The sequence below is a fragment of the Vibrio sp. NH-UV-68 genome (assembly GCF_042940635.1).
In the GTDB taxonomy this organism is placed as follows: domain Bacteria; phylum Pseudomonadota; class Gammaproteobacteria; order Enterobacterales; family Vibrionaceae; genus Vibrio; species Vibrio pacinii.
The window spans coordinates 1,232,751-1,245,781 of the sequence record NZ_CP134976.1; the positions used below are offsets into that span (position 1 = coordinate 1,232,751).

The following is a 13,031-nucleotide window of genomic DNA, read 5'->3' on the forward strand; positions in this document are numbered from 1 at the left end:
TGCAGATTTTAGGCAATGACTACCTAAAGTCTAAATATCAATACCTTAGCTTGATAGCTAGTCATTATTTAATCGATTGCCCTGCCAAAGGTTGATGTATGTCAAAGAGTCATAGACAATACGCTGCCAACTGAACTTTCAGCTCTGATTTTTTCACTCCTTTTTAGTGATGCATTGAGATTTGGCGTATTTATTCTGTTTTACCTATTGGTTTGATAGGTAAGACCGATTTTATACTTTTAGGTGTCGTTGATAGGGTTGGTTATCTATTCATGCCAGCCAATGAGGCACATGACACTACCTCGTTTTTAAGGGAAAGATGATGGTAATACCAGAAAACAGCAGCATCGTTATTTTTGGTGCTTCGGGTGACTTAACGTATCGTAAGTTGATCCCAGCTCTATATCACCTTTACTCAAATAAACAGCTGCCTGAAAACTTTGCCATTCTTGGTGTAAGTCGTACAGAATACAGCGATGAGTCTTACCGCGAAAAGCTCAAGCGCTCGCTGCTAGAGATGGAAAAAACCGAACCAACAACGCTCGATGCTTTTATCAACCATCTTCACTACCAAGCCATCAACACTTCGGACAGTGCCGACTACTCGAAACTGACCGCCCGACTCGACCAGCTCGGTGAGCAGTACCAATTTGAACAACGTAATACGCTGTTCTATCTTGCGACACCGCCTAGCTTGTACAGCGTTATTCCATCTAGCCTCGCCGCGCACGGTCTTAACTGCGAAGACGATGGTTGGAAACGGCTGATCATCGAAAAGCCATTCGGTTACGATCTCGAGTCAGCAAAAACGCTCGATAAAGAGATTCACGAACACTTCAAAGAACACCAAATCTACCGTATCGACCACTATTTAGGTAAAGAGACTGTTCAAAACCTGCTTGTCTTCCGTTTTTCTAACGCGATGTTCGAGCCACTATGGAACCGTAACTATATCGAATACGTTGAAATCACGGGAGCGGAATTCCTTGGTGTTGAAGAGCGCGGGGGTTACTACGACGGCTCTGGCGCAGTGCGCGATATGTTCCAAAATCACCTATTGCAAGTATTAGCAATGGTCGGTATGGAACCACCAGCACAAATCAACGCAGACTCAATGCGCGACGAAGTGGTCAAAGTATTACAATGTCTTAAGCCGCTTGAGGAAGACGATCTGCGTAACAATCTTGTGCTTGGCCAATACACCGAATCAGACGTGCGCGGCGAGTTTTTACCCAGCTACCGTGATGAGCCAGGCGTGGCGACTGACTCACGAACCGAGACCTATGTCGGACTTAAAGCGTACATCAATAACTGGCGCTGGAATGGCGTGCCGTTTTATGTCCGCAGTGGTAAACGACTGCCGACTCGCGTCACTGAAGTGGTTATCCATTTCAAACAAACGCCGCACCCGGTATTTGGTCAAAATGCACCAGAGAACAAGTTGATTATTCGTATTCAACCAGATGAAGGCATTCAAATGAGCTTTGGCTTGAAAGAGCCAGGGGCTGGTTTTAATGCAAAAGAAGTAAAAATGAACTTCCACTATGCTTCTTTGCAAGAGACCCAGATGTTGACCGCGTACGAGCGCTTATTACTCGATGCGCTTAATGGTGATGCGACACTGTTCGCACGTAGTGATGCAGTAGAAGCCTGCTGGCAATACGTCCAACCTATTCTCGACTTCAAGCAGGACCCACAAGCCCTGTTTGGTTACGCCTGTGGCACATGGGGACCAAAAGAGTCAGACGACCTACTTCAGCGCGATCATCGTGCGTGGCGTTTCCCATGCAAGAACCTAACTGACACGGACTACTGTGAATTATGATTAACCACAAGATTTTTCAAACCGCTCAACAAGTTGTCGAAAGCTTAGCCAATGACATGCAAGCGTTGAGTGAACTTGGTCGCCCTGTGCACATCTCACTATCTGGTGGCAGCACGCCCAAAATGCTATTCAAGCTTTTAGCACAAGCGCCTTACGCTGAAAGCATTCAATGGCACAACCTCCATTTTTGGTGGGGCGATGAGCGCTGCGTGGCTCCTGATGATGCACAGAGCAACTATGGCGAAGCCAACACGCTACTGTTCAGCCAAGTAAATATCCCAGCCGAGAACATCCATCGTATCCTTGGTGAAAACGATCCTGAGGGCGAAGTTGAACGCTTTGCACAAGAAATGGTTGACGTTATCCCGTGTGAAAACGGTACACCAGTATTTGACTGGATTTTGCTTGGCGTTGGTGCGGATGGTCATACCGCATCGCTGTTCCCAGGGCAAACCAACTATCAAGATGAAAGCCTTTCGTTATTAGCCGCTCACCCAGAGTCTGGCCAAATCCGCGTATCAAAAACAGCCAAAGTACTTGAAGCTGCCAAACGTATTAGCTATCTAGTCCTTGGTGCGGGCAAAGTTGACATCGTACACGAAATTCATACCACTCCGGCAAGTGAGCTGCCTTATCCTGCAGCCAAAATCCAGTCTAAAACTGGTGAGACGGAGTGGTACTTAGATTCAGACGCAGCAGCAAAAATTGCGTAATGCGCGTCAAAATAGATCAATTGGAGAGCAAAAATGAAAGGTGATATCGGTGTAATTGGCCTAGCCGTAATGGGTCAAAACCTTATCTTAAACATGAACGATCACGGCTTCAAAGTGGTTGCTCATAACCGTACTGCAGCAAAAGTAGACGAGTTTATTGAAGGCCCAGCAAAAGGCACAAACATTGTTGGTGCCTACTCGCTAGAAGAGCTCGTAGAGAAACTAGAAACACCGCGTAAAATCATGCTTATGGTTCGCGCTGGTGATGTCGTTGATAAATTTATCGAGTCACTTGTTCCACTTCTAGACAAAGGCGACATCATCATCGACGGTGGTAATACTAACTATCCAGACACTAACCGTCGTGTTGCTGCACTGCGTGAAAAAGGCATTCACTTTATCGGAACTGGTGTTTCTGGTGGTGAAGAAGGTGCACGTTTTGGCCCTTCAATCATGCCTGGTGGTTCTCCTGAAGCTTGGCAAGCGGTGAAACCTATTTTCCAAGGTATTTCTGCAAAAACAGATGCTGGCGAGCCTTGCTGTGACTGGGTTGGTAACGATGGCGCTGGCCACTTCGTTAAGATGGTTCACAACGGCATCGAATACGGCGACATGCAGCTCATCACTGAAGCTTACCAGTTTATGAAAGATGGTCTGGGTATGTCTGCAGATGAGATGCAAGCTGTATTTGCTGACTGGAACAAAACTGAACTAGACAGCTACCTAGTAGAAATCACCGCTGATATCCTTGGCTACAAAGATGAAGATGGTGAGCCGCTAGTTGAGAAGATTCTAGACACTGCTGGCCAAAAAGGTACGGGTAAATGGACAGGTATCAACGCACTAGACTTAGGTATTCCATTGACGCTTATCTCTGAGTCAGTTTTCTCTCGTTGTCTGTCAGCTCTAAAAGATCAGCGTGTTGAAGCAGAATCTCTATTTGGCAAGACAATCACGCCGGTTGAAGGTGATAAGCAAGAGTGGGTTGACGCACTACGTCAGGCTCTTCTCGCATCGAAAATTATCTCTTACGCTCAAGGTTTCATGTTAATGCGTGAAGCGTCAAATGAAAATGGCTGGGATCTCAACTACGGCAACGTAGCGCTTATGTGGCGTGGTGGTTGTATCATCCGCTCGGCGTTCCTAAGCAACATCCGTGATGCATACGAAGCGAACCCAGACATTGCATTCCTAGGCTCAGATGACTACTTCAAAGGCATTCTGAAGAACAGCCTAAGCGCATGGCGTAAAGTTGCGGCTAAGTCGCTAGAAGCGGGTATCCCAATGCCTTGTACTATCTCTGCGCTTTCGTTCCTAGACGGTTACACAACAGCGCGTTTGCCAGCAAACCTACTGCAAGCTCAACGTGACTACTTCGGTGCTCACACCTATGAGCGTATTGACCGTGAACGTGGTGAATTCTTCCACACTAACTGGACAGGTACTGGCGGTAATACGGCGTCTACGACTTACGACGTTTAATAAAAGGATGAGTTTAGTCTTTATTCATACCTAAGACTCATACTATAATTATTGCTTCATGGAGGATGTTAACCTAGTTAACATCCTCTATTTTTTGAAACCTACAACAAGGAGTTTTACATCTTAACGATGTAGACCATGGTGATTAACTTAACCTGGAAGGTTATCACTCTTAATTGAGGTTCTTAACATGACTATTAATAAATACTTTGTCTTTGCTCCACAAGCAGAGAAATCTCAGCGTGCAAACGACAATGATCAATTGTTAGAGAAGGAAACTCAACGTCAGGCTTTAGTAAAACAGGCGCAGCAACAAGGCGGCTTGTAGGCTAGGTTTCAAGGAAAAGGAGTCCATCGTGGACTCCTTTTTATTTTTATACTTTAAATTCAGATACTTGCAGATTTAACACTTGGCTCTCATTCTCAGAGTCGTTTGGTAATACATTATCAATAGCTGTCGCTACAATTACGCCTAGCCAATCCCTATAGCCTTTAATTTACGATAGATGGTGTTGCGGCTAATCCCAAGAACACGTGACATTTTGCTGATGTTGCCATTGTGGGCGTGATAAGTATCGACTAACGTTGAATTAACCGTGGCTTTCAAGTCTGTTGGCTCTTGTACACTGTTGTCACTCAGATTCTGAGTAATATGGGTCGCCAAGTGAGCAGGAACATGCTCAAGGCGCAGCTCTTCTTCATCGCTCGCAATCAGACAAGTCACCTTAAATAGGTTATCTAATTCACGCAAATTGCCAGGCCAACCGTAGTGCTTCAATTGCTCCAATAACGCCTTTGATATGTTCTGATGCTGAGGTTTGTATTTAGCATGAATGACATCAATCAATTGCATTCTATCGCGCCGAGTACGTAGACAAGGCAGTTCGATAACCAATCCATTCAAGCGATAATAGAGATCTTCTCTGAAAAGCCCCTGTTCTACTAACGACCGGAGATCTTGATGAGTGGCAGCAATGATTTGAATATCAACTTGATACGCTCGGCTAGCACCAATCGACATGACGATTTTATCTTGTAGTACGGTGAGTAACCGGCACTGCGCCTCCAATGGCATTTCGCCAATTTCATCTAAAAATAGGATGCCTTTGTCTGCTTGGCGAATTCGGCCTAGATAGCCTTTCGTACTGGCTCCAGTAAACGCCCCAGAGGCATAACCAAATAACTCAGACTCAATCAAATCCTTGGCCAACGCTCCACAGTTGACTGTAACCAAGGGCGCGATATTCCGAGTACTATGTTTATGCAGCGCTTTAACAAATTCACCTTTTCCAACCCCAGTTTCCCCTAGGATAAGTAAACTGATGTCTTTACCGATAACTTTATTGGCTTGCTGCCAAGCGGTTTCAACTTGAGGCTCTCCGTAATGAAGTTCACTAGACACACTAACGGCGCTTTTGACTTTGGACGCGCCGTTAAGCAAGCGCTTTTCAAACACTAAAGGCATTTGTTGCTTAGAGCGTTCAAGCAGTGCTTCGATTTTTTCACCAACAATATTCGATTGCCGAGTAAGCTGACACGCAACATGGTTATGAGCAACCACTCGACCTCCCTCATCAGCAATAACAATACCTTGCCACCCAGTATGCAAAACCGACTCATTCAACGCCAAATCGACTTGGTACGCCGCTCCTGGGATTTGGCATAACAGCCGATTTTCAACCAATTGAATCATATTTTGCACTAACAACTGAGTGGTTACATCATGTTGTTCTTGTTCACTGGTGATATCTAATATCCCGACCAGTTCGCCTTTATGATTAAACAGTGGGCTGGCCGAACAACTGATAAAACGGTGTTGTTTGATAAAGTGCTGCTCGCCAATAATCGAAACCGCACGTTGCTCAAATAAAGCGGTGCCTATTGCATTGGTTCCTTTTAAACGCTCTTGCCAGCAATTTCCAGACTCTAAAGCTATCTCAAGCAATTTTTCTCTAAATCGCTCTTGGCCCCAACTGGCTAAGATCACCCCTTCTCCATCGGTGAGAATTAAACGACTATCACTACGCCCAAGCACTTGATTAAACAGGGGCAAGGCCGCTTGTTCAACCGCCTCTATAACGCCTTTATTGTCATAACGACGCTCTTTCATCACTGCATTAGACAGCACTGCATCACTTGGCCGTTTGATTTCTTTTAAGCCTGCATCACTACTTCGTCGCCATGACGAACTCAACCAATCGCTGTTTTGTTGTCGCTGTAATTCCATCGTTGTACCATTTTTGAGCAAACTGACTGTGTCACTTTGGAACAGGTGAACATTTCATTAACATTCAGCCCTGTTGTCTTGGCTTTTATAAAACAAGCGCAAAGCCTCATTAACTCTAGCGCCAACCCACAAATGCAACAAGTTATTAACACTTGGTCTGTGATTTGCGTTTGTTGAAAACGATAAAAAAACATTCCGCATGCGAATGACATAAACACAACAACGAGAAACCAATAAGGAAATTGTATGATCTACGCACAACCAGGTAACACAGACTCAGTCGTTTCATTTAAAACACACTATGACAATTATATCGGTGGCGAATGGGTCAAACCGGTCAATGGTGAATACTTTCACAATACCTCGCCAGTCAATGGTCAAGCGTATTGTAAAGTGGCGCGTTCAGGGGAAGCCGATATCGCGCTTGCCTTAGATGCGGCCCATAACGTGCGTGCATCGTGGGCCAAAACTAGTGTCACTGAACGCGCCAACATCATGCTAAAAATAGCCGATCGCATTGAACAACATATCGAAGAACTTGCGGTGGCTGAATCATGGGAAAACGGCAAGCCCGTTAGGGAAACGCTGGCCGCTGATTTACCTTTGGTAGTCGACCACTTCCGCTATTTCGCTGGTTGTATCCGTGCCCAAGAAGGCAGCGCAGCCGAGCTTGATGAAACAACAGCAAGCTATCACTTTCCTGAACCAATTGGGGTTGTCGGCCAGATCATCCCTTGGAACTTTCCTATGCTAATGGCTGCGTGGAAACTCGCTCCAGCAATGGCGGCAGGGTGTTGTGTGGTACTTAAACCCGCCGAGCAAACGCCAACCTCTATTTTGCTTTTGATGGAAAAGATCGGCGACCTTATCCCTGCAGGTGTGATCAATGTGGTCAATGGTTTTGGTAATGAGGCAGGTCAAGCACTCGCAACCAGTGATCGGATCGCCAAATTGGCCTTTACTGGATCGACGCAAGTGGGTAACCATATCCTCAAATGCGCCGCCGACAACCTGATCCCTTCTACGGTAGAGCTAGGTGGTAAATCACCCAATATCTATTTCCCCGACATTTTTAATCACGAAGACGAATACCTAGATAAATGTATCGAGGGCACATTACTTGGATTCTTTAATCAAGGGGAAGTGTGTACCTGCCCTTCTCGCGTTTTGGTTCATGAGTCCATCTACGATGAATTTGTGGCCAAACTTTCCGAGCGAGCCAAGACGATTAAACAAGGCAATCCGCTTGATACAGATACTCAAGTTGGTGCGCAAGCGTCACAAGAACAGTTCGATAAAATTTTGAGTTACTTAGAGATAGGTCGTCAAGAAGGCGCCAAAGTGGTCTTTGGCGGAGGCGTATCACAGCAGCCAGACAGCATTAACCAAGGCTACTACATCCAACCGACAATGTTGGAAGGCCATAATAAAATGCGTATTTTCCAAGAAGAGATTTTTGGGCCCGTGATTGCTATCACTAAATTTAAAGATGAAGCCGAAGCCTTGGCCATTGCTAACGATACTGAGTACGGCTTAGGGGCTGGGGTATGGACGCGTGATGCTAACCTTGCCTATCGAATGGGTCGCAACATTGAGGCCGGACGAATTTGGATCAACTGTTACCATGCTTATCCTGCCCACGCCGCGTTTGGCGGATATAAAAAATCCGGTATCGGGCGTGAAACCCATAAAATGATGCTTGATCACTACCAAAACACCAAAAATCTATTGATTAGCTATGACGTCAACCCGCTTGGGTTCTTCTAAAACACGCAAAGGGGTTCATTCATAGAGCGCCATCAGGCGCTCTTTTTCAGTTTAGATTTGCGATACTTGTCGTTGATATACAATGCCGCACTCACTACTAACGCAGCGATAGATACGGTAAGAAGCACTGGCATCTTAAACACCCACGCAAAAACTGCACACAGAAATGCGACGAAGGTAATCATGCGGCTGCTCGACATGACTCTGCCTAGTTTTCTACTCATAACGCCTCCTTAAACAACAGTCCATCCTGTTGTTTGATAGCGTTATTATGCCGATAGGCGAGCTAAATAAACCTAAAATGACCTCAAATCGGGGCAGAACGTGATCAACAACACTTACCGCTATGAGAGCGATAAAATACGTTTACAAATATACATCAGCGAAAAAATACAACGTCATGGCGATGCTTGATAATGCCACAAAACCTTTCACATATTTTTGCTCGACTTTTCTTGAGACTCGCGCCGCCACGTAACCACCTAACAGTGATCCCATCATTACCGCAAAACCTTTTTGCCAATCAATCACCCCATCCACCATGAACACCACAATCGCAATCACAGAGACACACGATGAAACCAGTAATTTTAACCCGTTCATTTGATTGATGTTGGTGTAGCCTGCTAAAACAAGGTAGCTCAGTACAATAACTCCTAGGCCAGCATTAAAAAAGCCGCCATAAGCCGAGACCAGTAATAACAACAAACTGATTGAGATCGTTGACCATATCGGATTAAGAGAGACGCGTTGTGCCCCTTTTGCAAGCCAAGTACTTAAATGATGGCCGAACAAAAATAGTAAGGTGGCAAAAAGAAGCAACCAAGGAATAGCAATTAAAAACTGCTGCTCTGAGACATTGAGCAGTAAATACGCACCAAGTGCACCACCCAATAAGCTGATCAAAATTAATGAAGGTAATCGCTGGGCCGAATGTGCAATGTCTTGGCGAAAACCATAAGCACCACTAATATAACCGGCACAAACGGCGAAGGTGTTGGTCGCGTTCGCAGCAACCGCAGGCAAACCAAAAAACATCAGCGCGGGAAAGGTAATAAAGCTACCGCCACCGGCAATACTATTTAAAATACCACCTACCACGCCCGCTGCAAAAAGTAGAATCCATTCCATATGCAAATTTCGTTATTTTCAAGATGATATACATTAACGTGCGGTGTCAGAAGAAAAAACCACCGATGGCTAAAACTGTGCTCATCCTACTGAATATCCAATGCCAGCTCTTTCCAATCTTCAAGCTCATCACGAAAATGCTGCGTCTGTTTTAACGACATGGTATTGATAATTTGTGTTAAGTAAGTTCTTGCCACCTCCCGGTTATACTCAATTTTGCCTGCAAGCTGAGGCGAATAAAAACTATCAGGGTTGAACATGAGATCTTGAAAATCGGGTTTAAATAATGCTTCGTTAAGCCTCTCTACCAGCAGTGCGTTGATTTCAACACGCATCTTAGTTTGATGGGTGACCCAATCGCGCGAAGTAATTTGCAACTCATTGGTCCAACGGGTGAGAAGTTGCTGCTGTTTTTCCGTTAAGTCGCCCAGCCAATTCTCAAGATTTTTCTCAATTCGCTGGTGATAGCGTTGCTTGATCTCTTCATCAGTGAGTGACTGGTATTTCTTTTTGTATTTAGTATGACGCACACGTAGATTATCCATAAACTCATTGACTTGATCGTCAGACAACTGTGTCGTAATTTGATATAGGTCTGGAGCAACTCGTGCAACTAGCCGTTGCGAATGGGCACGTATTTGTTGTTCGTGAACTCGCATATCATCAATAGTAAATTGACTTGGTTCAATCGCGATAAGTTGATCAAGTTGCTCGATATAATTGGGAATTTCTTCCTTTCGATGCCACTCACTCAGTTGCGAAATTTTATCGCTAACAAAGTCTTCTTGCTGTTCATCAAGTTCTACGTAATCTTCAACAAACTCAAGCACCAACCAATCGATGTGGTTGTATACGAACTTTGAGCTACAACCAAATAAACTCAAACTTATCACTATCAATACTATTAGTTTTCTCATGCTTATCCCTGCAAAAAGCCATTCAGCGAGTTGGGTCACTCTATTTATTATTAAGTTTAGTCATTACACTCTTTACGATGATGCCAGCATTATCGAATCTAGTTTCAGCGCGACTAGTTTTGTACGTAGCTCTACCTATTTTGACTCAAAAACAACCCAAACGACCAATTATTAACCGCCAAATCACTATGTCAGTGAAGAGTGAGTATCTTAAACAAACGCTATCACAAACCGCGATTTTGTTTACGCAGCAGTGACAGTCTTATTTCGTTGCACAGTAAGCTTGTATTTGAGAGCCCATTAGGAGACACAACGATGAAAAAATTGATTCTTTTTGCCACATTGGTGATCAGTGCTTCTGTATTCGCTGCCAATCAAACTGTCATTAGCCATACCACGCTAACGACTGACGCATACGCAACCAAACAACAAGCCTATGATGCTGCGTTTGATCTAATGGACGAAATGAAAGCGATGGATAGCGCTAAATTGAAAATTGTACTCCCAATACACGAAAACAATGTTATTTCTCCAAGTGTCAAAGTAAATGACATGTTGGTACAAGTTGAAGAGTATGCCAAAGCTCCCGGCCAGTTTGAGTACAAAGCGAAGCTCGGGGTTGATTATCAGTACACCTACCGTGAAAGCCGTCGAGACTAATCTTGTTAGCGCAAACAATCAGGTCGCAGTGCGCAAGCATCGCGACCTTTTTATGACGGTTTCCTGACTTATCAGAGCTCGATCGAACTATACTCGAAAAATAAACTTGCTTCGGCACCCTTTCGCTGTCCGTCATTTTTATTTAGAAGGTAAACGATGAAAATTTCTATACTCAGTTCTTTGTTGACGACCCTCGCGCTAATGGGATGCAGTCAGACTTCTCAACCCACTATCCAAGAGCCTTCACCTAACCCGCTATGTACCACTAAATCTATGCCTGGGGGATGGAGTGATGCCGACATCACGCCTGATGTCCAAGCTGCCGTCAATGCCCTCATGTCACATATGGGCAGTCATTCAGAATTACAAAGTGTCGACAAAGTGCGCACACAGGTAGTCAGTGGCATCAACTATGCGATTGAATATCGTCTGAAGAATGGCGAAGTGTGGCATGCTGTTGTTTATCGGAATCTGCGAAATGACTACATGGTCGACCAAGTTGCGACGCCTGGCCCACTGTGTCCATAAAAAATGACCTTTGTTTGAATGAAAAAGGCATAATTAGGTCGCTTCATCGCGTTTGGCCGATATAATAAGGGTTCAATAACAAATAGGTTTAAGCATGAAAATTTGTGGTGTAGAACTAAAAGCAAACGACGCAATTATTTGTCTTCTTTCTCATTCAGACAGTGTGGTTCATCTGCCTGACTGCCGCGTATCGAAATTAACGATCGGCAATGCGAATGACACACAAGAAATCCGTAAGTTTCAGTTCTCTTTCGCCAAGCTGGTCGAAGATTATCAGATCGAAAAAGTGGTGATTCGTCAGCGTCAAACCAAAGGAAAATTTGCCGGTGGTGCCGTAGGTTTCAAACTTGAAGCAGCGATTCAACTTATTGAAGGTCTGAATGTTGAAGTCGTCTCTCCGACAGAGATCAAAGAGAGCTTAAAGCGAAATCCACTCGCCATCGCATTTAAAGAGACTGGCCTTAAGCAATATCAGGAACAAGCATTTGCGACTGCTTACGCGTGTGTAATGAAACGCGGCTAATCGCTGTTAATCAAACGCTTAATGACATAAAAAGCCCAGCATTGATTGCTGGGCTTTTTGTTATCCGTTCACGTTATGCTACGCGTCGGTCTTTAAAATTACCTAACAAGGCATCGTACAATTCATTATCGGTGAGTACGCCCACCAGCTGGTTATTTTCAACCAATAAAATAGGTTGATTACTGCGTTGTTTTAGCTCAATTGCTTCACGCATCCCAATTTCAGGGCTTGCCTGAACCACGTTGGATTCACTGACTTGTGCCATTTCAAATGTGCCATCACTCCAATCTAGTAATGTTTTATCTGAGTCAACTAAAGCAACACCATTGGTTTGCTGTTTTACCCATAAATCGTCACGTGAACAAATTTGCCATTGGTCATCTCGGCTGATGAGCTGTTCACGCATTTGCATCAACGAGCGTCCTTTCAACACGTTCAATGGATTAGTGTGTGCGACAAAGTCTTTGACGTATTCTGTTTCTGGTGCAAGTACGATCTGCTCTGGCTTACCATGTTGAATAAGCTTACCAGACTCCATAATCGCGATATTATTACCAATCTTGAGCGCTTCGTCTAAGTCGTGACTAACAAATAAAATCGTCTTATTGAGTTTTTTCTGCAATAGAATCAGCTCGTCTTGCAATTGAGCACGAATCAAGGGGTCAAGCGCTGAAAACGGCTCATCCATCAATAAGATATCGGTATCCATAGCAAAAGCACGAGCAAGACCAACTCGTTGCTGCATTCCCCCTGAAAGTTCATGAGGATGCTTGGTTTCCCACTCAGCTAATCCGACCATTTCGAGCTGCTCTCGTGCTTTTTCACGACGTTTAGCCTTCGGCACGCCCTGCATTTCTAAACCAAAAGCAACATTATCTAGCACAGTCAACCATGGCATCAAGGCGAACTTCTGAAATACCATAGATACGCGATGGGTTCTCAGGTGACGCAGTGTGCCTTCATCACAATCGGCTAAATTGACACTTTGCTCGCCATCTTTAATCTCTAAGCTACCGCGAGAGATTGAATTAAGACCATTGACGGCGCGTAATAAGCTCGACTTACCCGAACCAGATAAACCCATTAGCACACAGATTTCGCCCTCTTTGACTGTCATTGAAACATTATCAACGCCGACAACTTGGCCAGTTTGATCAATAATTTCTTGGCGACTTTTGCCTTGATCAAGCAGATCGAGCGCCTGTTGCTGCTTGTTACCAAAAACCACGTCAAGATTGTTAATTGTAATTGCATCCAT

Annotated in this window: 13 protein-coding genes; 8 read left to right on the forward strand and 5 right to left on the reverse strand. The window is 44.5% G+C overall.

What is annotated here, in order from left to right; translation table 11 throughout:
• Positions 1–322 precede the first annotated feature (322 nt).
• From zwf to ViNHUV68_RS19780, 4 genes are all read left to right on the forward strand, one after another.
• Positions 323–1,825 carry a glucose-6-phosphate dehydrogenase gene (gene zwf, locus ViNHUV68_RS19765; protein ID WP_038176744.1) on the forward strand — a complete coding sequence of 501 codons (1,503 nt, stop codon included), beginning with the start codon at positions 323–325 and terminating at the stop codon, positions 1,823–1,825.
• Entirely contained in the window at positions 1,822–2,538 is a 717-nt protein-coding gene (pgl, locus tag ViNHUV68_RS19770) for a 6-phosphogluconolactonase (protein WP_391090877.1), read from the forward strand. Before zwf ends, pgl begins: the two co-directional genes overlap by 4 nt.
• Before the next feature lie 33 nt (positions 2,539–2,571).
• Positions 2,572–4,020 (forward strand): decarboxylating NADP(+)-dependent phosphogluconate dehydrogenase, encoded by a 1,449-nt coding sequence (gene gnd / locus ViNHUV68_RS19775; RefSeq protein ID WP_038176747.1) that lies wholly within the window; start codon positions 2,572–2,574, stop codon positions 4,018–4,020.
• A gap of 190 nt (positions 4,021–4,210) precedes the next feature.
• The gene (locus ViNHUV68_RS19780) at positions 4,211–4,348 is read left to right on the forward strand and encodes a hypothetical protein (protein ID WP_169739024.1); all 138 of its coding nucleotides are present in this window, start codon (positions 4,211–4,213) and stop codon (positions 4,346–4,348) included.
• A 144-nt stretch (positions 4,349–4,492) separates the two neighbouring features.
• Here the strand turns inward: ViNHUV68_RS19780 and ViNHUV68_RS19785 are convergent, their stop codons facing one another.
• Entirely contained in the window at positions 4,493–6,247 is a 1,755-nt protein-coding gene (locus ViNHUV68_RS19785) for a sigma 54-interacting transcriptional regulator (protein WP_391090879.1), read from the reverse strand.
• Positions 6,248–6,493: 246 nt separating this feature from the next.
• Here ViNHUV68_RS19785 and ViNHUV68_RS19790 point away from each other — a divergent pair, with 246 nt between their 5' ends.
• On the forward strand, positions 6,494–8,014 hold the full coding sequence (locus ViNHUV68_RS19790) for an aldehyde dehydrogenase family protein (protein WP_391090881.1): 1,521 nt from the start codon (positions 6,494–6,496) through the stop codon (positions 8,012–8,014).
• 32 nt (positions 8,015–8,046) lie between these two features.
• Here ViNHUV68_RS19790 and ViNHUV68_RS19795 read toward each other — a convergent pair whose 3' ends face one another.
• From ViNHUV68_RS19795 to ViNHUV68_RS19805, 3 genes are all read right to left on the reverse strand, one after another.
• Positions 8,047–8,238, reverse strand: a complete 192-nt coding sequence (locus ViNHUV68_RS19795) for a hypothetical protein (protein WP_038176752.1) — start codon at positions 8,236–8,238, stop codon at positions 8,047–8,049.
• 142 nt (positions 8,239–8,380) lie between these two features.
• Positions 8,381–9,145 (reverse strand): TSUP family transporter, encoded by a 765-nt coding sequence (locus ViNHUV68_RS19800; protein ID WP_391090883.1) that lies wholly within the window; start codon positions 9,143–9,145, stop codon positions 8,381–8,383.
• An 86-nt stretch (positions 9,146–9,231) separates the two neighbouring features.
• On the reverse strand, positions 9,232–10,062 hold the full coding sequence (locus ViNHUV68_RS19805) for a DUF6279 family lipoprotein (protein ID WP_038176756.1): 831 nt from the start codon (positions 10,060–10,062) through the stop codon (positions 9,232–9,234).
• Positions 10,063–10,377: 315 nt separating this feature from the next.
• Between ViNHUV68_RS19805 and ViNHUV68_RS19810 the strand changes: the two genes are divergently transcribed.
• The 3 genes from ViNHUV68_RS19810 to ViNHUV68_RS19820 all read left to right on the forward strand — a co-directional run bounded on the left by ViNHUV68_RS19810 (position 10,378) and on the right by ViNHUV68_RS19820 (position 11,773).
• Complete coding sequence (locus ViNHUV68_RS19810) at positions 10,378–10,722, forward strand: DUF3316 domain-containing protein (RefSeq protein ID WP_391090885.1); 345 nt, start codon at positions 10,378–10,380, stop codon at positions 10,720–10,722.
• A gap of 156 nt (positions 10,723–10,878) precedes the next feature.
• Positions 10,879–11,250: a cystatin domain-containing protein gene (locus ViNHUV68_RS19815; protein ID WP_038176760.1), complete on the forward strand. Its 372-nt coding sequence runs from the start codon at positions 10,879–10,881 to the stop codon at positions 11,248–11,250.
• A gap of 94 nt (positions 11,251–11,344) precedes the next feature.
• On the forward strand, positions 11,345–11,773 hold the full coding sequence (locus ViNHUV68_RS19820; protein ID WP_038176761.1) for a DUF3010 family protein: 429 nt from the start codon (positions 11,345–11,347) through the stop codon (positions 11,771–11,773).
• 73 nt (positions 11,774–11,846) lie between these two features.
• On the opposite strand, the gene choV is transcribed toward ViNHUV68_RS19820, so the two are convergent.
• Positions 11,847–13,031, reverse strand: a complete 1,185-nt coding sequence (gene choV / locus ViNHUV68_RS19825) for a choline ABC transporter ATP-binding protein (RefSeq protein ID WP_038176762.1) — start codon at positions 13,029–13,031, stop codon at positions 11,847–11,849.